Origin of the sequence: Paenibacillus sp. FSL R5-0486, from assembly GCF_037975155.1 — a bacterium.
Taxonomy (GTDB): Bacteria; Bacillota; Bacilli; order Paenibacillales; family Paenibacillaceae; genus Paenibacillus; species Paenibacillus amylolyticus.
Window position 1 is genome coordinate 70,501 of record NZ_CP150237.1, and the last position, 22,221, is coordinate 92,721.

Genomic DNA, 22,221 nt, shown 5'->3' on the forward strand with positions numbered 1-22,221 from the left:
ACGGCATACAGCGGGCTGAGATTACAGCTTAAGTGTTGTGCCGTTTTTTCTGTGTTACGACTATTATGGTGATACGCCAAAGGAGGCTGAATGACTTGGAAAACAACAACAAGCATGACCGGTTAATTCGTGGTACAGCAATGAATGGAAAGGTAAGAGCCTTTGCTATCCAGACTACGGAACTGGTTGAGGAACTACGCAGAAGACACGATACGTTTCCCACGGCTACAGCTGCCATGGGGCGTACGGTTACAACAGCAGCCATTATGGGTGCAATGCTCAAAGGTGAAGAGAAGCTAACGGTACAAGTCAACGGTGATGGGCCCATTGGACAGATTGTAGCTGATGCCAATGCGAAAGGCGAAGTACGAGGATATGTTTCTAATCCGCATGTACATTTGCCAAGCAATAGTGTGGGAAAACTGGACGTTGCAGGCGCAGTTGGAACGGAAGGTTTCATCAACATAACGAAGGATTTGGGACTGAAAGAGCCATATCGTGGCAGTGTGCCTATTATTTCAGGAGAACTGGGCGAAGACTTCACGTACTACTTTGCTCAATCGGAGCAAACCCCTTCTGCTGTAGGCGTTGGTGTGCTCGTTGATACGGATAATTCCGTTATTGTCTCAGGTGGATTCATTATGCAGCTGTTGCCGGGATTGACAGATCCAGAGATCACGGCGATCGAAAACGCCATTAGTACGTTGCCGCCAGTGACGACGTTGCTGGAGCAGGGACTTGAATTGGAAGAGTTGCTTCGCCGATTGTTGCCAGATGTACAAGTGATGGAAGGATTGGATATTCATTTTAGCTGTGAGTGTTCACGTGAGCGGGTAGAGAAGACACTAATCAGCCTGGGCCAAACGGAGATGGAGCAATTAATTGAAGAAGAGGGCCAAGCTGAAGTGGTCTGCCAATTCTGTAATGAAGCCTATGACTTTAACAAAGAACAACTTGAGACCATCCTAGAGCAAGCCAAGAACTGATCTATGCGGGGACGGGATGCGGAATGACAAGACAGGAAAAAGGGTTGTGGACGGCTGTAATTGTCTTGACGCTAGGTATGCTGGTCATGGGTAGTGTGATGGCTATGCATGGTCTCAGACAGGGCAAGGACGAGGCAGATGCATCCCATGATGCTAATACGGAAGAAGGAAGCACCGTAGCGACGATCAACGGAGAAGTTATCACGGACAAAGAGTGGACCGATGCGCTGAAAAGACGCTATGGCAGCGAGTTATTACTCCAGATGTTAAACCGTAAAGCAGTATTTGCCGAAGCAATTGAACGCAAGCTGATCGTCACTCCCCAAGAGATTGCAAGAGAACTTGCCGCCGCGATGGATGGGTACGATTCAGAGAAATCATATTTTGACGAAATGAAGTCTCAATTGGGCCTGTCGAAACAGGAACTTGAGTTGGAAGCCGGCTACAGGCTGCTGCTTGAGAAAATCGCAACGATCGGCATACAGATCAAGGATGCAGATATTGAGCATTACTGGACTGAACACCGTGAGGATTACGTTTCCCCCGAGAAATATGACTTGTCCATCATCGTAGTGAAGGAAGAAGATGAAGCCGATTCCTTACTGGATGCGTTGGAGAAGGGGGAGGACTTTGAAGAAGCTGCTCGCAAGCAATCGACAGACAGCTTCTCTCGTGATGCTGGTGGGAGGCTGGGGTGGATTGAGCAGAATGATCCATTCCAGTCAGAAGAAATCCTTCAACTTGCTGCTGGGCTGGATGTAGGCGATATTGCCGGACCGGTTCGAGTGGAAGAAGGTTATGTTATTATCAGACTTAATGATAAAGAAGAACGCCAGGTGCAATCTGCCGAAGAAGTCCGTGAGGAGATTCGAATGGAACTGGCTCTGAGTCAGGCTGATCCGTTGCCGCAGGTAGAGCAAATGCTGCGTAACAAGTATGAAGCCGTAATCCTGTCCGAGATTCCTGCCTCCTGAATGCAATGGAAAAGATTGTCTCGTACTGCTGCATCTTGATAAAAATACTCTGTCTGCGGTCTTAGGGCCAAAGGCAGAGTATTTTTTTTGAGTACTCATATTGACAATAAGGGTTAACGTTGATAAGATGAAAATAATAAATACCTACTCGTTTACTCGGATATAAAAGATTTATTTATGAACAAAGAAACTTTCGGAAACCTCCGCCCTGCTAGAAATCTTGGCAGTAAGGGATAGGATCAACAGGATTTCCGCAGTTCTTCTATAACAGCTAGAGGCTACCGGCCGCACAGTATAGGTTAACAGGACTCAAGTTTTATTCATCCACTAAGGAGGGCATTCATATGGCTAAAGTAGTTAATAACGTAACAGAACTCATCGGAGGTACTCCGCTTGTTCGTCTGAACCGTATCGTACCTGAAGGCAGTGCTGAAGTATTCGTGAAGCTGGAGTACCAGAATCCAGGTTCAAGCGTGAAAGACCGTATCGCAATTAGCATTGTGGAAGAAGCGGAAAAAGAAGGCAAGCTAAAACCAGGTGATACCATTATCGAAGCAACAAGTGGTAACACGGGAATTGGACTCGCGATGGTGGCTGCAGCCAAAGGCTACAAGTCCGTTATTGTAATGCCTGAGACGATGAGCTTGGAGCGTCGTAACTTGCTTCGTGCGTATGGTGCTGAGCTTGTGCTTACACCTGGAGCTGAAGGTATGAATGGTGCTGTTAAAAAAGCCGAAGAACTGCTGAAAGAAAACCCTTCCTATTTCATGGCTGAGCAATTTAAAAATAAAGCCAACGTGAAGATCCACCGTGAAACGACTGGCCCTGAGATTGTTGAAGCAATTCAATCTGTAGGCGGTACGTTAGATGCTTTCGTTGCAGGAATCGGTACAGGTGGAACAATTACAGGTACAGGCGAAGTGCTGAAAGAAGCTTTTGCTGGTATTAAAATTGTTGCGGTTGAGCCAGCAGCTTCGCCAATTCTGGCGGGCGGCAAACCAGGACCACATAAGATCCAGGGGATTGGTGCCAACTTTATCCCTGAGATTCTGGATCAGGAAATCTATGATGAGATCATTCACATTGAGAATGATGATGCATTCGAGACGGCTCGTCAGGTAGCGAAGGAAGAGGGCATTCTGTCTGGTATTTCTTCCGGTGCGGCGATCCGTGCAGGTCTTCAGGTTGCGAAACAGTTGGGTGAAGGCAAGCGCGTGGTCGTAATCGTGCCAAGTAACGGCGAACGTTACCTCAGCACACCTCTGTACAACTTCGAAGGCTAAGTCTACAAATGACAAAACCAATCCTCCTTGCCCGTATGACGGGTATGGAGGATTTTTGGCGTAATGCTTTTAAAAGAGGCGGCGCTTTAGTATACTATCAGACAATAGAACTAGCGACAGATGGAGGGCGGCACACCGCAATGACACACCTGATGACAACATACGCCGACTGGATGGAGTGGGCTGAACAAGGCTGGACCATGATGCCCTATATCACAAAGTCGGATGAGGGACCGTATCATGGCGGTTTACCGTTATCGTGGGAGGTAGCTTGGGAGCAGGCATCACCATACGCAATTGTGCTGGAGAATGGCAAAGGCGGGAGATATACATTTCTGGGGTTAGACCCCGTATCCGTTATTTCCGGTAAAGGTCAAGAATCGGTTATTCATGATGTGACGCTGGGAACCACCTCGACGGACAGCGGTAAGCCGCTTGATGTATTGAAGAGATGGACTGCCCCATATAACGCACCTAAGGTTAATGGGGCTCCAGACTTTGGGGGTGGATACGCAGGTTATCTCAGCTACGATGTAGCAAGATCATTGGAGAAGCTTCCAGTCTTGGCTGAAGATAATCCGGCTCTACCGGATTATTGGTGGATGCGCTTTGAAGAAATATGGGCGTATGACCATGAGCAACAGGCACTTTTCTGCATGGTTCATCTGGCTATAGAGCCTAACCGGAAAGAAACGGATATCCGTAGTCTATATTCAGCGGCAGAAGCACGAGCGACAGCGATGCAGAAACGTTGGCTTCATATTATGGGGGCTGCACAGGCTGAGGAACAACAACAGGCACTGGAACGCCGCAACAAGCAGGTCAATCGTACCCCGCAGCCTGAAGATGCGGAAAGGGAATCGGAAGGATGGGAAACCTCCTTTCCCCAGGAGGACTTTGAACAAGCTGTGCGTACGGTACAGGAATATATCAGGCAGGGCGATGTGTTCCAGGTGAACCTGTCCTTGAGACAGGAAAAGCGGCTTCATTCGAGCTCTGAGCATATTTATGAATGGCTGCGCCTTGTGAATCCATCACCGTATATGGGAATGCTGCGTAGTCCAGACTTTCAACTGGTAAGCGGATCTCCCGAGCTTCTGGTCAAAGTGGAGAATGGCAAAGTCAGTGCACGTCCCATCGCAGGGACCCGAAGAAGGGGCCGGGATGAAGCAGAGGACAAAGCTATGGCGGATGAACTGCTCAGCAGTGAGAAGGAACGGGCGGAGCATATTATGCTCGTTGATCTGGAACGGAATGATATCGGACGGATTGCAGCCTACGGTTCGGTTCATGTGCCTGAATTGATGACCATCGAGAAGTATTCCCATGTCATGCATCTCGTTTCCCAGGTGGAAGGTAGGCTGGCAGAAGGGTTATCCGTATTTGATGTGATCGCTGCGACATTCCCGGGTGGAACGATTACAGGAGCCCCAAAAGTCCGCACCATGGAGATTATCGAGGAACTTGAGCCTGTGCGGCGTGGGCCTTATACGGGTTCCATCGGGTGGATGGATTACAGTGGGAATATGGAATTGAACATCGTCATTCGTACACTTGCCATTAAGGACGGTATTGGTTATGTACAGGCCGGGGCAGGGATTGTTATTGATTCCGATCCATATCGGGAATACAAGGAATGCCGCAACAAGGCAAGAGCCATGATGAGAGCTGTGAATTACAGCGAAGAGGCGGAAGCAAGCAGAGCTATTGAACAAGAACAAGCGAAAAGAACAGAAGCTGTTAACTAAACTAAAATAAAATAAAACGAAGCAACCGTCACTTGCATTGACGGAAGATGAGGAGGAGCAGGCATATGATACTGGTTATCGATAATTACGATTCTTTCACGTATAACCTGGTTCAATATCTGGGTGAACTGGGCGAGACGGTGGAAGTTCGCCGCAACGACGAGATTGATCTGGCAGGCATAGAGGCACTGGCACCTGATCATATTCTGATCTCTCCGGGCCCGTGTACACCGAATGAAGCAGGCATTAGCTTGGCAGTCATTGATCATTTCAAGGGAAGCATTCCGATCTTTGGTGTGTGCCTGGGACATCAGTCCATTGGACAAGCGTTTGGTGGCAATGTCATTCGTGCGGAGCGTATGATGCACGGCAAAACATCCGAGATGCACCATAACGGGACTTCGGTCTTTGCCGGATTGCCATCTCCATTCACAGCTACCCGTTACCACTCCCTGATTGTCGAACGTAGCAGCTTGCCTGACTGCCTGGAGATTACAGCGGAGACAGCTGAAGGTGAGATTATGGGTTTGCGCCACAAAGAATATGCGATTGAAGGGGTTCAATTCCACCCGGAATCCATTATTACAGACCATGGTCATCAGATGCTTCGTAACTTTTTGTCCCAACAAGTAAAGGTATAACATGCAATATGCCGCGATAAATGGAGAGTTGGTCAATATGGCGGCGGCCGTGGTTCCTGTAACGGATCACGGCTTTTTGTACGGACTTGGACTGTTTGAGACGTTCCGGACGTATCAAGGTGTCCCATATCTTTTGGAACGGCATCTGGAGCGCATGGCTTCGGGGTGTAAGGAACTTGGCATTCCTTTTACAACGACCGCCGCAGAGGTGACAGGTGGGCTTCAACGTTTGATGGATGCGAACGGACTTCGGGATGCGTATGTGCGATACACGGTATCAGCCGGTGAAGCACCGCTAGGCTTACCTTCTGGTGATTATTCGAAGCCAAATCATATTTTACTGGCAAAAGCATTACCTGATCCTTCTCCCTCTTTATATGAGAGTGGAAAAATGATTCAACGGTTGTCTACACCTCGCAACACGCCCGAAGGAGAAGTTCGGTTCAAGTCGCTGCATTACATGAACAGTATTCTGGCGAAACGGGAGCTTAATGGATACGGGCAGCATGTGCAGGGTGCAGAAGGGCTACAATTAACCCGGGATGGTCATATAGCGGAAGGGATCGTCAGCAATGTGTTTTGGGTACGGGAAAATGTTCTCTACACGCCAGCACTCTCAACCGGCATTCTGCCGGGTATCACGAGAGCTGTGGTAATGGAGATTGCCTCGCAGCAAGGAATCCCCTGCATAGAAACGTTAGCTTCCTGGGAGGATCTCCTGCAAGCAGATGAAATATTTCTAACCGGCTCGGTGGCCGAACTGGTTCCGGTGACAACTCTGCGGGATCAGGACGGAGCCGAAACGATAATTAGCAACGGACATATTGGCCCGGTTACAGCAGTCCTTCTGGGTATGTACCGGCAGAAAGCGGGGTATACTTCATGACACTTACACCTGTCATCTATGAACGGAACTATGCATGGGGGCCAGCTGAATTGAAGCTGGGTACAAGAACACAGATTATGGGCATTCTTAACGTCACGCCTGACTCGTTCTCGGATGGTGGACGTTATACCAACGTGGAGCGGGCGGTTGCCCATGCCAAGCAGATGATGGAGGATGGGGCGGACCTGATTGATATCGGCGGGGAGTCCACCCGGCCAGGTTCAGATGTCGTGGGCGCCGATGAAGAGCTTAGCCGGATTATTCCGGTTATTGAAGCATTGCATCAGCAAGCCCCGCACATTCCGATATCGGTAGACACGTATAAGGCCGATGTTGCACGTCAGGCTATTCTGGCCGGTGCTCATATTATTAATGATGTGTGGGGTGCCAAGACAGATCCAGATATGGCCCGCACGGCAGCAGAGCTGGGGTGTCCTATCATACTCATGCATAATCGGCAGGATCGGAATTACACCGATTATCTGAGTGATGTCGTGAGCGATTTGCAGGAGAGCATACAGATTGCGTTAACAGCTGGCGTGAAAGCAGAGCAAATTATCCTGGACCCGGGCATTGGTTTTGTGAAGGATCTCGGAGAAAATCTGAAGCTCATGTCATCGCTCGGTTTGCTCAATGAAATGGGGTATCCCGTTCTGCTAGCCACCTCACGCAAAAGATTCATCCAGAACACCCTGAATGTTGGGGCGGATGATGCATTGGAAGGAACCGCTGCGACCGTTGCATTTGGCATTGCCCAAGGCTGCCAGATGGTTCGGGTTCATGATGTGAAGCCGATTCGGCGGACGGCAGACATGAGTGATGCCATGTTGTATGCTTCTCCGGGTATACGGAGGAGATAGTGCTGGCGGGTCCCTGGTGACCCGTCCAGTGGAAGCGCAGCGTTTTTCAAAGGCGAAGCTAAGGGATAACTTCAAATAGATTAAAATTTCAATATATATAGAGGGTAGGCGGATCGTATGGATAGAATGGTATTGCATCGTATGGAGTATTACGGATATCATGGTGTTTTTGCAGAAGAACGGAAGCTTGGGCAGCGGTATTATATTGATCTGGAGATTGATATGGATCTGGGTGAGGCCGGACGTAACGATGATCTGACCAAAACGATTAATTATGCGGAGATCCATGAGCTGGTAAAACAGATTGTAGAGAATAAGTCATTCCAGTTAATTGAAGCTTTGGGCGAACATATTGCATCTTCTTTACTAGACACTTATACTATTATCAATGCATTGACAGTCAAGGTGACGAAGCCACATCCGCCATTCGATATTCATTTTGAGGGCGTAACGGTAGAGCTTCGCCGCACAAGAAAGTGAGAACCGATCATGATTGCACATTCGACCTCTGAATCTTCAGAGGCTTATATTGCTTTAGGGGCCAATTTGGGTGACCGGGAACAGACGCTGTTTGAAGCATTGTCTTTGCTGGATGAACACCCTCATATATCCGTTCTGCGTTGTTCTGCACTATATGAGACGGAACCTGTAGGATATGTAGATCAGCCTGCATTTCTGAATATGGCAGTCGCCGTACAGGTGATGCTGACACCAGAGCAGTTGCTCACGGAATTACTGGATATCGAGAACCGTCTCGGTCGTGTTCGTGATATTCGCTGGGGACCGCGCACCGTTGATCTGGATCTGCTCTGGATGCACGGTGAGACGCGAGATACCGAATTGCTTCAATTGCCTCATCCCCGCATGGGAGAACGGGCTTTTGTACTGGTACCACTGTCGGATATCGTACCGGAGGGCGAGATTTCAGGTTTGTATACCTTTGTACACTCATCGTTGTCTGTACTGGATGGAAAGGATGGAATACAGCTTTGGAAAACATGCAATTGGCCAACCGAATCCGGGCATTCCGGAAGTTGAAAGGTTTAACACAACATGAACTTGCGGCCGAGACCGGCATCTCGCTGGCCATTCTGGGAACCATTGAACGGGGAAACCGTAAGGTATCACAGCAAGAACTCGATCGAATTGCTGGTGTGCTGGCAATCAGTATCGAGGAGCTGCGGGGAAACTAGGACCGTTTCGGTTTCGCCATGTTACAACAACCAAGACACCGATCAAACTTTATATCGTGATATATACAGAATTAAAAAAGGAGTGGAACGACTACCGTGCTTAACATTGGTGGCATTGAAATGAAAAACCAGGTCGTACTTGCGCCGATGGCTGGCGTATGTAATCCGGCTTTTCGTTTGATCGCAAAAGAATTCGGAACAGGTCTCGTATGCGCGGAGATGGTGAGTGGCAAAGCCATTGTCCATGGCAACCAGCGTACACGTGAGATGTTGTTTGTAGATGAGCGTGAGAAACCGCTGAGCCTTCAGATTTTTGGGGGAGATCGTGATTCCCTTGTAGAAGCAGCCAAAATCGTGGACAAAGAAACCAATGCAGACATCATCGATATTAACATGGGATGCCCTGTGCCAAAGGTAACAAAATGTGATGCCGGTGCACGTTGGTTGCTTGATCCGAACAAAATCTATGAGATGGTATCCGCTGTCGTGGACGCGGTGGAGAAGCCGGTGACGGTCAAGATGCGTATCGGCTGGGATAACGAGCATATCTTCGCGGTGGAGAATGCGCTCGCGGTTGAACGTGCTGGCGGACAGGCGGTAAGTGTACACGGCCGCACGCGTGAGCAACTCTATACAGGCACAGCTGACTGGTCACACATCAAAGATGTAAAAGAAGCTGTCTCTATCCCAGTGATCGGCAATGGTGATGTCCATACACCAGAGGATGCACGCCGTATGCTGGATGAAACGGGTTGTGACGGAGTTATGATCGGTCGTGCCGCCCTGGGTAACCCATGGATGCTGTATCGTACCATTCAATACTTAAGCACGGGGGAATTGCTTCCTGACCCGAATGGCGAAGAGAAGATCCGTGTTGCCATCCTGCATATGGATCGCCTGATCGCATTGAAGAATGAGACAGTTGCCGTACGCGAGATGCGTAAACATCTGGCTTGGTATTTGAAAGGCCTGAAAGGATCTGCCCGCATCAAGGATGTTATTATGGAAGGAACCAAGCGGGACGAGATGGTACAGATTCTGGAGAACTTTGTGAGTCAGCTGAAAAGCGAAGGTAATTTGGAGTCAGAACCGGTAATCACCGGAAATGCATCTTAATTATAAACGCATCTGTAAAACGTTTACACCTATAGGGGACGTAACATTGACTTTTCGAGATCGTTCCCCTATAATTTCTCAGTATAAATTCGCCATGTGCGTTAATAAGGATATAGCATCAGGAGGAATATTCTATTCCTCTGGAGAACTTCATATAGTTTTGAAGATGTATGCGAGCGGAGCTCTGTAACAAGCACTGATTCCGTTGCCGTACAATCAAATTTATTCCCATGACAGGAGAATCGGTTGAGATGAGCGACAAGGAAGTTATCCTTACACCAGAAGGACTCAAGAAGCTGGAAGAAGAATTGGAAACATTGAAATCAGTGAAGCGCCGCGAAGTGGCTGAACGGATTAAGGTCGCCATCGGGTATGGAGATATCAGTGAAAACTCTGAATACGAAGACGCGAAGAATGAGCAAGCTTTCATCGAAGGACGTGTAATCACGTTGGAGAAATTGCTTCGTAACGCGCGGATTATTAACAGCGACGAGATCGATACCGATGCCGTAAGCGTGGGTGCAACCGTCACTGTAGAAGATCTGGAGTTTGGCGACATCACGGAATATACAATTGTAGGTACTGCGGAGGCAGACCCGCTTCAGAACAAGATATCGAACGAGAGCCCTGTAGGTAAAGCGATTCTCGGCAAGAAAAAAGGTACAGTTGTTGATGTAAGTGTGCCTGCTGGCGTAATTCAATATAAAATTATGGACATTAAAAAGCTATAGCAACGAAGCAGTTGGGCACGGTAAACAAAAGCTTCCTTAGGGAAGCTTTTTCAACATTAGAGGAAAAACGACCTCTCGCGATGCCTGCAATGTAAATAAGGAGATGAATACAGATCATGACGGATGAAGTCTTGAATCAGGAAACCGAACTTAGCGAGCTTTTACAAATTCGCCGTGACAAATTGGACGAGCTCCGCAAATTGGGAATCGACCCTTTTGGCCAAAAATACGTACGTACCGAAGAAGCCGGCTCCATTCTGAAGAAGTATGAAGAACTGACCAAGGAAGAGCTGGAAGAGAAGCACATCGAAGTCAGTATTGCCGGACGGATTATGGCGAAGCGGGGAATGGGTAAAGCAAGCTTCGCACATATTCAGGACCTGAGCGGCAGAATCCAGATCTATGTTCGTCAGGATAGCGTGCCTGAAGACAAGTATGCGGCATTTAGCCTGCTGGACCTTGGCGATATCGTTGGGGTAACGGGTGTGATCTTTAAGACCAAAACAGGTGAAACTTCTGTCAAAGTGAAAGATATTGAAGTGCTGTCCAAATCGCTCTATCCGCTTCCGGATAAATTCCATGGTCTCACTGACGTAGAGCTGCGTTATCGCCAGCGTTATGTTGACCTGATTATGAGCCCGGACGTACAACAGACCTTTATCGCACGTTCCAAAATCATTCAATCGATGCGTCGTTACCTGGATTCCCTTGGATATCTGGAAGTGGAAACACCTACGTTGCATACCATCGCAGGAGGAGCGGCAGCACGTCCGTTCATCACACATCACAATGCGCTGGATATGGAACTGTACATGCGGATTGCGATTGAACTTCACCTGAAACGTCTGATTGTTGGCGGGCTGGAGAAGGTATATGAGATCGGCCGTGTATATCGGAATGAAGGTATGTCCACACGTCACAATCCGGAGTTCACCATGATTGAATTGTATGAGGCATATGCCGACTACAAGGATATTATGCAATTGACGGAGAACCTGGTTGCTCATATTGCACAGGAAGTACTGGGTACGCAAGTGATCCAGTATGGAGATTATGAAGTAGATCTTACGCCACAGTGGCGCCGTGTTACGATGGTGGATGCAGTTAAGGAAGTTGTAGGCGTAGACTTCTCCGTACACATGACGGATGAGGAAGCACACAACTTGGCGAAGGAACATAAGGTTCCGGTTGAAAAACATATGACATTTGGTCATATTTTGAACGCGTTCTTTGAAGAATTTGTAGAAGAGACGTTGATTCAACCGACATTCATTATGGGACATCCTCTTGAAATCTCACCACTAGCGAAGAAAAATGATGTAGATCCGCGTTTCACGGATCGCTTCGAATTGTTCATCGTTGGACGCGAGCATGCCAATGCCTTCACAGAGCTGAATGATCCAATCGATCAGCGTCAGCGCTTTGAAGCACAGATGCTGGAGAAAGAACATGGGAACGACGAAGCTCATGAGATGGATGACGACTTCATCCGTGCGCTCGAATATGGTATGCCACCAACAGGCGGATTGGGAATCGGGGTTGATCGTCTGATCATGCTGCTTACCAACTCCCCGTCGATTCGTGACGTACTGCTCTTCCCGCACATGCGTCCTCGTACGCAAGATTAAATAAGGAACGTAGGATACGTTCATAATAGAAGAGGAACCTGCCGTTCAGTATCATGCTGGGGCAAGTTCCTCTTTAGGTTTACATAGACGCTAAAAATAAAGTTTGTCAGAAGGCCCTTGCTCACAGCACAACATTAGGGTAACACCGCGTCTTGAAATTGTTAGATTAACCTGTTCGTATTTTTGTTAAAAGAGGTGCCCTTCATGGAGTTCAGGCTTCACTTTGCCAAATTTTTATCTCCTCCGTTAATTCTGGTCGGTGGTTTTCTGCTTATCATTGCGATTGGAACGGTGCTTCTCATGTTGCCAATCTCCAACCAAAGCGGTATGCATTTGGCGTTTATTGACGCGCTCTTTACATCAACCTCTGCCGCATGTGTAACTGGACTTGTCGTTGTGGATGTAGGGACAACGTTTAATTTGTTTGGTCAGTTCGTCATTATGGTATTAATGCAGCTTGGTGGACTCGGATTCATGACCATGGCTACTCTCTTTGCCCTTGTATTGGGCAAGCGAATCTCACTCAAGGACAGGTTATTACTTAAAGAAGCCATTAATGCAGACAGTATGGAAGGAATAGTACGGATTATCCGCAAGGTGTTGATTTTCTCTTTTACCATTGAAGGGGTGGCTGCTGTCATACTAGCGTTGCGCTGGGCAACGGAGATGCCATTGGGTCAGGCCGTATACTATGGAATATTCCACTCTGTTTCACTATTTAATAATGGCGGCTTTGATCTGTTTGGCAACAGCTTTCAATACTACACTGGAGATTGGATATTCAATGTGACTGCTTCTGTGCTCGTTGTCTCTGGTGGACTGGGTTTTGTTGTATTAAATGATCTGTTCGAGTATCGCAAACGCCGCCGTTTGTCTCTTCAGTCCAAACTGGTGCTGTCTGTATCCGGAGCGCTGATCGGTATAGGAGCGATTGTGTTGTTTGTTTTCGAATTTACCAATGGACATACACTGGCTTCACTCACATGGAGCGAGAAGATCTATGCGTCCTTCTTCCAGTCTGTCTCTACACGTTCGTCGGGAACGAGCACAATCGATATCACGGAGATGAGGCAGGCTACCCAATTCTTCTTCATTCTGCTGATGTTTATCGGGGCTTCCCCAGGATCGACCGGGGGCGGAATCAAGACGACTACATTCCTGATCATGATTGGTGCGGTGTATGCCATGATTCGGGGAAATAAGGATATTGTGTTTTTCCGCCAGCGTGTTCCGAAAGAACTGCTGATGAGGGCGTTGACCATTATTATGGTTTCTCTGATCATATTCATGATCGTGGTGATGCTTCTGCTTACGACAGAGGATGCGCCATTCCTTTCACTGATGTTTGAAGCTGCATCCGCAATCGGTACCGTGGGTCTTTCTGTGGGAGTGACTGATGAGTTGACCAATTGGGGAAAAATCATCATTACCTTTACCATGTTTGTAGGTCGGATCGGGCCATTAACCATCGCGTATGCCCTTCGTCCGCGCAAAGAGAAGAAACTGTATCGTCATCCGGAGGGCCGGATCATTATCGGATAAAAAGAAAAACCGTCAGACATTCAGAACTAACTCCTGTTATCGTAACGGGCCTTAGTCACAACGAATGTGCTGCGGTTTTTTTGGTTTAACGGCACAAGGAAGCAAGATGCAAAGTGAGAACATCGTCCATGAGCTTGGCATTCATCTGATCCGGTCTAAGCACGGTATGTATGCCTAAGCCATCTACCAGTGCATACAATCTCTCGATCTCCAGTTCTTTGTCCAGATCGGGTCTGGAGAGGTCGAGCTTTATCAGGTAGGTGATAACAGAGCCTACAGCTTGTCTGAGTTCATCATATACGGTATTAGCAAGTTCTTTGAGTCTAGGATCGGTTTTCGATCTGGCTGTAAAAGCGTACCACACCTCCATTTCGGCCAGTTTTTCTTCTGTGTTTGGTAAGAATTCGAGCAATAGGCATTTCATATTGTCCATGGGAGAGCCGGTGAAGGACATTTTTTGGACTCGATGAGACACCCGTTCAGATACCAAATTCATGGCATATCGTAGTAGTTCCGATTGAGTAGAAAAGTAGTGACGCATCGAACCAACCGAAACTCCAGCTTCTTCAGCAATATTCCGAACAGAGGCCTGTTCCATGCCATCTCTTCGTATAATACGCCAAGCTGCCTCGGCCACGAGCACGCGCTGTTTATCGTGATCAACAAGTTTAGGCATAGGCATATTATATCACTGTTGATTATTATAGTACACACGTGCTAAATTATATTTAATACATTTGTATCAAAAAAGGAGAGGCTGAAATGATTGGTTATTTCATTATAGGTTGTGAGATTGCCTTTTGGGTGTTTGTGTTCGCAGGTCTGAGTGTCAGGTATCTCCTTGGCATGAAGCGAATAGGCATCGGTTTGTTAATGGCGACGCCGGTTATCGATCTGTTATTGCTGGTAGCTACAGTTATGGATCTACAGCGAGGAGCTACAGCAAGTATGATTCATGGTATAGCTGCGGTGTATATAGGAGTAAGCATTGCCTATGGTCACCAGATGATCGCTTGGGCGGATCGATATTTCCTATATTGGTTCAAAGGTGGAGAAAACCCTCGTAGTAACAAGTTATATGGTAGAGAACATGCCAGTCGTGAGCGTAGTGGATGGTTTAGACATCTATTGGCTTGGGCTATAGGAAGTGCTTTTTTATTGGCCATGATATGGTGGATTGGAGATGCTGAACGTACAGCTGTCTTCAATAATTTGATCAGAGTGTGGGGATTGATACTCGGTATTGATTTTCTGATAAGCTTTAGTTACAGTTTATGGCCAAGAAAGGTTCCTGCTAGGAATGTTAAACGGTAAAGTAAAAATGGACGTGTGTATGAACTTGCTAAGTTGGGAGAATACCCATATGTACGTCCGTATTAGGTCAAACCGATTGTTAATATAGTTTTAAAAAAAGACTTGCATTCAATATCTGTACATGGTATATTCTAATTCCGGCCAAGAAAACACGGTTTACACGGTGCGGCAAGTGAATGAAATAAGCTTCGAAAGAAACTTAAAAAAAGAGCTTGCAAAGTTGGTTCGGATGTGATAAGATATAAAAGTTGCTGAAGAGAACGACATTCGGTAACAAAATAAGTTTGATCTTTGAAAACTGAACAACGAGTGAGTAAACATTCTGCTTGCAGAATGAACGCAAAAGTTTGAGACAAGCCTTGGCTTGGATCGACTGGAGCACAAATGAGATTTTTAATCTCGTCAGATTCAAAATGAGCTTATCGCTCTTTTCAATACTTTATTGGAGAGTTTGATCCTGGCTCAGGACGAACGCTGGCGGCATGCCTAATACATGCAAGTCGAGCGGACTTGAAGAGAAGCTTGCTTCTCTGATGGTTAGCGGCGGACGGGTGAGTAACACGTAGGCAACCTGCCCTCAAGTTTGGGACAACTACCGGAAACGGTAGCTAATACCGAATAGTTGTTTTCTTCGCCTGAAGGAAACTGGAAAGACGGAGCAATCTGTCACTTGGGGATGGGCCTGCGGCGCATTAGCTAGTTGGTGAGGTAACGGCTCACCAAGGCGACGATGCGTAGCCGACCTGAGAGGGTGATCGGCCACACTGGGACTGAGACACGGCCCAGACTCCTACGGGAGGCAGCAGTAGGGAATCTTCCGCAATGGGCGAAAGCCTGACGGAGCAATGCCGCGTGAGTGATGAAGGTTTTCGGATCGTAAAGCTCTGTTGCCAGGGAAGAACGCTTGGGAGAGTAACTGCTCTCAAGGTGACGGTACCTGAGAAGAAAGCCCCGGCTAACTACGTGCCAGCAGCCGCGGTAATACGTAGGGGGCAAGCGTTGTCCGGAATTATTGGGCGTAAAGCGCGCGCAGGCGGTCATTTAAGTCTGGTGTTTAATCCCGGGGCTCAACCCCGGATCGCACTGGAAACTGGGTGACTTGAGTGCAGAAGAGGAGAGTGGAATTCCACGTGTAGCGGTGAAATGCGTAGATATGTGGAGGAACACCAGTGGCGAAGGCGACTCTCTGGGCTGTAACTGACGCTGAGGCGCGAAAGCGTGGGGAGCAAACAGGATTAGATACCCTGGTAGTCCACGCCGTAAACGATGAGTGCTAGGTGTTAGGGGTTTCGATACCCTTGGTGCCGAAGTTAACACATTAAGCACTCCGCCTGGGGAGTACGGTCGCAAGACTGAAACTCAAAGGAATTGACGGGGACCCGCACAAGCAGTGGAGTATGTGGTTTAATTCGAAGCAACGCGAAGAACCTTACCAGGTCTTGACATCCCTCTGATCGATGCAGAGATGTATCTTTCCTTCGGGACAGAGGAGACAGGTGGTGCATGGTTGTCGTCAGCTCGTGTCGTGAGATGTTGGGTTAAGTCCCGCAACGAGCGCAACCCTTATATTTAGTTGCCAGCACTTCGGGTGGGCACTCTAGATAGACTGCCGGTGACAAACCGGAGGAAGGTGGGGATGACGTCAAATCATCATGCCCCTTATGACCTGGGCTACACACGTACTACAATGGCCGGTACAACGGGCTGCGAAATCGCGAGATGGAGCCAATCCCAACAAAGCCGGTCTCAGTTCGGATTGCAGGCTGCAACTCGCCTGCATGAAGTCGGAATTGCTAGTAATCGCGGATCAGCATGCCGCGGTGAATACGTTCCCGGGTCTTGTACACACCGCCCGTCACACCACGAGAGTTTATAACACCCGAAGTCGGTGGGGTAACCGCAAGGAGCCAGCCGCCGAAGGTGGGATAGATGATTGGGGTGAAGTCGTAACAAGGTAGCCGTATCGGAAGGTGCGGCTGGATCACCTCCTTTCTATGGAGAATCGTTTCCTGCAACGGAAACATTCAAATATGCAGCTTAGCTGCAAAACACTCACTCGTTGTTCGGTTTTGAGAGCTCAAACTCTCAAACAGCTTGCTTTTGCATGGAGCTTGTTCTTTGAAAACTAGATATCGAAACGAAACAAACGCGAATTAGAACATTCCTTTTTAGCTGAACTTGTGTTAAACAAGTTTCAATAAAAACGGTAGATTGCACGTACGATGGTATCGAATGGGAGCGACTTTTGGCTTTGCGCAAGCAAAACAAGGGAAGCGAGCAGTCGAAACCGGAGCACGAGGTTAAGCTACTAAGAGCACACGGAGGATGCCTAGGCGCTAGGAGCCGATGAAGGACGTGGCGAACAACGAAACTGCCTCGGGGAGCTGTAAGCAAGCTTTGATCCGGGGGTGTCCGAATGGGGAAACCCAGCTGGGGTAATTTCCAGTTACTCATAACTGAATACATAGGTTGTGTAGAGGCATACCAGGGGAACTGAAACATCTAAGTACCCTGAGGAAGAGAAAACAATAGTGATTCCGTCAGTAGCGGCGAGCGAACGCGGAGAAGCCCAAACCAGAGAGCTTGCTCTTTGGGGTTGTGGGACGTCTCACATGGAGTTACAAAGGAACCGGTTAAGCGAAGAGGTCTGGAAAGGCCCGCCAAAGAAGGTAAAAGCCCTGTAGTTGAAAGTCTGTTCCCTCCGAGACGGATCCCGAGTAGTGCGGGGCACGTGAAACCCCGTATGAATCCGGCAGGACCATCTGCCAAGGCTAAATACTTCCTAGCGACCGATAGTGAAGCAGTACCGTGAGGGAAAGGTGAAAAGCACCCCGGAAGGGGAGTGAAATAGAACCTGAAACCGTGTGCTTACAAAAAGTCAGAGCCCGTTTTAGGGGTGATGGCGTGCCTTTTGTAGAATGAACCGGCGAGTTACGTTCCCGTGCAAGGTTAAGGTGAAGAGCCGGAGCCGCAGCGAAAGCGAGTCTGAATAGGGCGACTTAGTACGTGGACGTAGACCCGAAACCGGGTGATCTACCCCTGTCCAGGGTGAAGGTGCGGTAACACGCACTGGAGGCCCGAACCCACGCATGTTGAAAAATGCGGGGATGAGGTGGGGGTAGCGGAGAAATTCCAATCGAACTCGGAGATAGCTGGTTCTCCCCGAAATAGCTTTAGGGCTAGCCTCGGAAAACAGAGTCGTGGAGGTAGAGCACTGATTGGGTGCGGGGCCCGCAAGGGTTACCAAGCTCAGTCAAACTCCGAATGCCATAGACTTACTTCCGGGAGTCAGACAGTGAGTGCTAAGATCCATTGTCAAAAGGGAAACAGCCCAGACCATCAGCTAAGGTCCCCAAGTGTGTGTTAAGTGGGAAAGGATGTGGAGTTGCACAGACAACCAGGATGTTGGCTTAGAAGCAGCCATCATTGAAAGAGTGCGTAATAGCTCACTGGTCGAGTGACTCTGCGCCGAAAATGTAACGGGGCTAAACACACCACCGAAGCTATGGCTTGATGCTTTGCATCAGGGGTAGGGGAGCGTTGTATAAGGGTTGAAGGTGTACCGTAAGGAGCGCTGGACATTATACAAGTGAGAATGCCGGTATGAGTAACGAAAAGATCAGTGAGAATCTGATCCGCCGAAAGCCTAAGGGTTCCTGAGGAAGGCTCGTCCGCTCAGGGTAAGTCGGGACCTAAGGCGAGGCCGAAAGGCGTAGTCGAAGGACAACAGGTCGAAATTCCTGTACCACCGTAAGCCGTTATGAGCAATGGGGGGACGCAGTAGGGTAGTGACGCGGACTGATGGATGTCCGTCTAAGCAGTGAGGCTGATGTGTAGGCAAATCCGCACATCATTAAGGCTGAGCTGTGATGGGGAGCGAAAATTATAGTAGCGAAGGTCATGATCTCACACTGCCAAGAAAAGCCTCTAGCCAGGTGATGGTGCCCGTACCGCAAACCGACACAGGTAGGCGAGAAGAGTATTCTAAGGCGCGCGGAAGAACTCTCGTTAAGGAACTCGGCAAAATGACCCCGTAACTTCGGGAGAAGGGGTGCCCCGGTAGTGTGAATAGCACGAGGGGGCCGCAGTGAAAAGGCCCAAGCGACTGTTTAGCAAAAACACAGGTCTGTGCGAAGCCGTAAGGCGAAGTATACGGGCTGACGCCTGCCCGGTGCTGGAAGGTTAAGGGGAGTGGTTAGGGAGCAATCCCGAAGCTGTGAACCGAAGCCCCAGTAAACGGCGGCCGTAACTATAACGGTCCTAAGGTAGCGAAATTCCTTGTCAGGTAAATTCTGACCCGCACGAATGGCGTAACGACTTGGGCGCTGTCTCAACGAGAGATCCGGTGAAATTTTAATACCTGTGAAGATGCAGGTTACCCGCGACAAGACGGAAAGACCCCATGGAGCTTTACTGCAGCTTGATATTGAATTTGGGTACGATCTGTACAGGATAGGTGGGAGCCTTTGAAGTGTGAGCGCCAGCTTGCATGGAGGCAACGTTGGGATACCACCCTGATCGTATCTAGGTTCTAACCTGGTACCGTAATCCGGTGCGGGGACAGTGTCAGGTGGGCAGTTTGACTGGGGCGGTCGCCTCCTAAAGAGTAACGGAGGCGCCCAAAGGTTCCCTCAGAATGGTTGGAAATCATTCGAAGAGTGCAAAGGCATAAGGGAGCTTGACTGCGAGACCTACAAGTCGAGCAGGGACGAAAGTCGGGCTTAGTGATCCGGTGGTACCGCATGGAAGGGCCATCGCTCAACGGATAAAAGCTACCCTGGGGATAACAGGCTTATCTCCCCCAAGAGTCCACATCGACGGGGAGGTTTGGCACCTCGATGTCGGCTCATCGCATCCTGGGGCTGAAGTAGGTCCCAAGGGTTGGGCTGTTCGCCCATTAAAGCGGTACGCGAGCTGGGTTCAGAACGTCGTGAGACAGTTCGGTCCCTATCTGTCGTGGGCGTAGGAAATTTGAGAGGAGCTGTCCTTAGTACGAGAGGACCGGGATGGACGTACCGCTGGTGTACCAGTTGTTCCGCCAGGAGCACCGCTGGGTAGCTATGTACGGACGGGATAAACGCTGAAAGCATCTAAGCGTGAAGCCCCCCTCAAGATGAGATTTCCCAGTATGTAAGACCCCTTGAAGACGACGAGGTAGATAGGCTGGGGGTGGAAGTGCAGCAATGCATGGAGCTGACCAGTACTAATCGGTCGAGGGCTTATCCAATAGCAAGTTCTAAATCGCATGTTTCGTTTCGAATCTAGTTTTCAGAGAACGATCTCTGAATGTAAGCTAAGCTATGCGTTTGGTGGCGATGGCGGAGGGGTTCCACACGTACCCATCCCGAACACGACCGTTAAGCCCTCTAGCGCCGATGGTACTTGGACCGCAGGGTCCTGGGAGAGTAGGACGCCGCCAAGCAAAGAACCACTGCCGATGTTATTCGGTGGTGGTTTTTATTATATAGTTTTATTATGCAGTATGGGATTAAAATACAGATTGAATTTGGTGATTTCTCAGCACAATAGGATGTATACAGGTAACGTTATTCGATATGAATTGACGTTTTTTTGCGTAATAACTAGACTTGTCCGCTCTGGAAAAACAGTTGTGTTCATCAGGCAATACACCTGATATAACCAAGTACTTTTCCTTGACAGTCTAAATATCGCTTTGCTAAGATGGCAATAATAAATTTTTCAGAAAACGTATTTTCGGCGTAAAATACAGCCTGGAATCTTCGGGTTTTGGACCGTAAAGCTGAGCAAACATAAGGAGGAACACTTGCGTGTGGGAAGATAAATTTGGTAAGGAAGGCCTCACCTTTGATGATGTATTGCTAGTGCCACGGAAATCCGAGACACTGCCTAAAGAAGTAGATGTATCTATTCGTTTGAGTGATACTGTAAAGCTAAATATTCCTTTGATCAGTGCGGGTATGGATACAGTAACTGAAGCGACATTGGCTATTGCCATTGCACGTGAAGGCGGTATCGGTATTATCCATAAAAATATGTCGGTTGAACAACAGGCAGAAGAAGTAGATCGTGTTAAGCGTTCGGAGAGTGGTGTTATTACAAACCCGTTCTCACTGACGGCAGATCATCTGGTATCTGATGCGGAAGCAGTAATGGCGAAATATCGGATCTCCGGTGTACCTATTATTGAAGGAGATCAGAAGCTGGTTGGTATTTTGACCAACCGCGATTTGCGTTTTATCCATGATTACGGCATCAAAATTAGCGAAGTCATGACTCATGAGAATCTGGTTACCGCTCCTGTTGGCACTACACTGCAAGAAGCTGAAGGTATCCTTCAGAAGCACAAGATTGAGAAACTTCCATTAGTTGATGAGACAAACACGTTGAAAGGTCTTATCACGATTAAAGATATCGAGAAAGCCATTCAATTCCCTCATGCAGCCAAAGATGCTCAAGGACGTTTGTTGGTTGGTGCAGCGATTGGTATTTCCAAAGATACATTTGAACGTGCAGATGCTTTGGTACAAGCTGGTGTCGACCTGATTACGGTAGACTCGGCTCACGGACACCACATCAATATCATTGAAGCTGTACGTCAGCTTCGTGAACGTTTCCCTAGTCTGACCATCGTTGCAGGTAACGTCGCTACTGGCGCAGCCACTCGTGACCTGATCGAAGCAGGGGCTTCGGTAGTCAAAGTAGGTATTGGTCCAGGTTCGATTTGTACAACACGTGTTATCGCTGGTATTGGTGTACCTCAAGTAACTGCAGTGTACGATTGTGCAACAGTGGCACGCGAATATGGAGTTCCGATTATCGCGGATGGCGGAATTAAATATTCTGGTGAAATTACGAAGGCACTGGCTGCGGGCGCACACGCGGTGATGCTGGGAAGTTTGTTTGCCGGCACAGCAGAAAGCCCGGGAGAAACTGAAATCTTCCAAGGACGTAGCTACAAAGTATACCGCGGTATGGGTTCAATGGCTGCAATGAAACAAGGTAGTAAAGATCGTTACTTCCAAGATGATGACAAGAAACTGGTTCCGGAAGGAATCGAAGGTCGTGTCGCTTACAAAGGGCCTTTGTCTGATACGATCCACCAACTGATTGGTGGCCTTCGTTCGGGTATGGGATACTGTGGTACAAGTAACTTGGAGCAACTTCGTAACGATACAGGCTTTATCCGAATTACAGGTGCGGGACTGCGCGAAAGTCATCCCCATGATGTACAGATTACCAAAGAAGCACCTAACTACTCGTTGTAATCTGAAGAGAGTTAATCATTTCCAGGACAGGCTCGGTGATTTTCACCGGGTCTGTCTTTTTTTGCAGATACC

General features: G+C 48.4%; 17 protein-coding genes and 3 rRNA genes. 19 read left to right on the plus strand and 1 reads right to left on the minus strand.

Translation table 11 applies throughout. The features are described 5' to 3' along the window. The first annotated feature begins 65 nt into the window (after window positions 1–65). The 14 genes from hslO to MKY01_RS00395 all read left to right on the plus strand — a co-directional run bounded on the left by hslO (window position 66) and on the right by MKY01_RS00395 (window position 13,588). Entirely contained in the window at window positions 66–986 is a 921-nt protein-coding gene (hslO, locus tag MKY01_RS00330) for an Hsp33 family molecular chaperone HslO (RefSeq protein WP_339284952.1), read from the plus strand. 23 nt (window positions 987–1,009) lie between these two features. Next, window positions 1,010–1,960: a peptidyl-prolyl cis-trans isomerase gene (locus MKY01_RS00335; protein ID WP_339284954.1), complete on the plus strand. Its 951-nt coding sequence runs from the start codon at window positions 1,010–1,012 to the stop codon at window positions 1,958–1,960. Between the two features lie 344 nt (window positions 1,961–2,304). Continuing rightward, window positions 2,305–3,243, plus strand: coding sequence for a cysteine synthase A (gene cysK, locus MKY01_RS00340; protein ID WP_036668448.1), 939 nt, complete (start codon window positions 2,305–2,307; stop codon window positions 3,241–3,243). A 140-nt stretch (window positions 3,244–3,383) separates the two neighbouring features. Continuing rightward, window positions 3,384–4,991: an anthranilate synthase component I family protein gene (locus tag MKY01_RS00345; RefSeq protein WP_127551176.1), complete on the plus strand. Its 1,608-nt coding sequence runs from the start codon at window positions 3,384–3,386 to the stop codon at window positions 4,989–4,991. A gap of 65 nt (window positions 4,992–5,056) precedes the next feature. Then, entirely contained in the window at window positions 5,057–5,632 is a 576-nt protein-coding gene (gene pabA / locus MKY01_RS00350) for an aminodeoxychorismate/anthranilate synthase component II (protein WP_036606106.1), read from the plus strand. Between the two features lies 1 nt (window position 5,633). Then, complete coding sequence (locus MKY01_RS00355) at window positions 5,634–6,518, plus strand: aminotransferase class IV (protein ID WP_100528136.1); 885 nt, start codon at window positions 5,634–5,636, stop codon at window positions 6,516–6,518. Next, window positions 6,515–7,378 (plus strand): dihydropteroate synthase, encoded by an 864-nt coding sequence (gene folP, locus MKY01_RS00360; RefSeq protein WP_282319760.1) that lies wholly within the window; start codon window positions 6,515–6,517, stop codon window positions 7,376–7,378. Before MKY01_RS00355 ends, folP begins: the two co-directional genes overlap by 4 nt. Before the next feature lie 117 nt (window positions 7,379–7,495). Beyond that, window positions 7,496–7,858, plus strand: coding sequence for a dihydroneopterin aldolase (gene folB, locus MKY01_RS00365; protein WP_036606103.1), 363 nt, complete (start codon window positions 7,496–7,498; stop codon window positions 7,856–7,858). A 9-nt stretch (window positions 7,859–7,867) separates the two neighbouring features. Continuing rightward, window positions 7,868–8,416: a 2-amino-4-hydroxy-6-hydroxymethyldihydropteridine diphosphokinase gene (gene folK, locus MKY01_RS00370; RefSeq protein WP_127551172.1), complete on the plus strand. Its 549-nt coding sequence runs from the start codon at window positions 7,868–7,870 to the stop codon at window positions 8,414–8,416. Continuing rightward, window positions 8,368–8,571, plus strand: coding sequence for a helix-turn-helix transcriptional regulator (locus MKY01_RS00375; protein WP_047844502.1), 204 nt, complete (start codon window positions 8,368–8,370; stop codon window positions 8,569–8,571). Before folK ends, MKY01_RS00375 begins: the two co-directional genes overlap by 49 nt. Window positions 8,572–8,667: 96 nt before the next feature. Beyond that, on the plus strand, window positions 8,668–9,687 hold the full coding sequence (gene dusB, locus MKY01_RS00380; RefSeq protein WP_047844501.1) for a tRNA dihydrouridine synthase DusB: 1,020 nt from the start codon (window positions 8,668–8,670) through the stop codon (window positions 9,685–9,687). Window positions 9,688–9,938: 251 nt separating this feature from the next. Further along, on the plus strand, window positions 9,939–10,418 hold the full coding sequence (greA, locus tag MKY01_RS00385; protein WP_036606099.1) for a transcription elongation factor GreA: 480 nt from the start codon (window positions 9,939–9,941) through the stop codon (window positions 10,416–10,418). A 116-nt stretch (window positions 10,419–10,534) separates the two neighbouring features. After that, the gene (gene lysS, locus MKY01_RS00390) at window positions 10,535–12,046 is read left to right on the plus strand and encodes a lysine--tRNA ligase (protein ID WP_036606098.1); all 1,512 of its coding nucleotides are present in this window, start codon (window positions 10,535–10,537) and stop codon (window positions 12,044–12,046) included. 204 nt (window positions 12,047–12,250) lie between these two features. Then, the gene (locus MKY01_RS00395; RefSeq protein WP_282319759.1) at window positions 12,251–13,588 is read left to right on the plus strand and encodes a TrkH family potassium uptake protein; all 1,338 of its coding nucleotides are present in this window, start codon (window positions 12,251–12,253) and stop codon (window positions 13,586–13,588) included. 85 nt (window positions 13,589–13,673) lie between these two features. On the opposite strand, the gene MKY01_RS00400 is transcribed toward MKY01_RS00395, so the two are convergent. After that, complete coding sequence (locus tag MKY01_RS00400) at window positions 13,674–14,264, minus strand: TetR/AcrR family transcriptional regulator (protein ID WP_076254656.1); 591 nt, start codon at window positions 14,262–14,264, stop codon at window positions 13,674–13,676. Between the two features lie 86 nt (window positions 14,265–14,350). On the opposite strand from MKY01_RS00400, the gene MKY01_RS00405 reads away from it, so the two are divergent. The 5 genes from MKY01_RS00405 (at window position 14,351) to guaB (ending at window position 22,149) form a co-directional block, all read left to right on the plus strand. Then, window positions 14,351–14,902 (plus strand): hypothetical protein, encoded by a 552-nt coding sequence (locus MKY01_RS00405; RefSeq protein WP_127551168.1) that lies wholly within the window; start codon window positions 14,351–14,353, stop codon window positions 14,900–14,902. 439 nt (window positions 14,903–15,341) lie between these two features. Continuing rightward, window positions 15,342–16,894, plus strand: a 16S ribosomal RNA gene (locus MKY01_RS00410). A gap of 306 nt (window positions 16,895–17,200) precedes the next feature. Beyond that, window positions 17,201–20,129 (plus strand): 23S ribosomal RNA (locus MKY01_RS00415). A 78-nt stretch (window positions 20,130–20,207) separates the two neighbouring features. Then, window positions 20,208–20,324 (plus strand): 5S ribosomal RNA (gene rrf / locus MKY01_RS00420). Together the 16S, 23S and 5S rRNA genes form the textbook arrangement of a ribosomal RNA operon. 367 nt (window positions 20,325–20,691) lie before the next feature. Next, entirely contained in the window at window positions 20,692–22,149 is a 1,458-nt protein-coding gene (guaB, locus tag MKY01_RS00425; RefSeq protein ID WP_036607306.1) for an IMP dehydrogenase, read from the plus strand. Window positions 22,150–22,221: the final 72 nt, after the last annotated feature.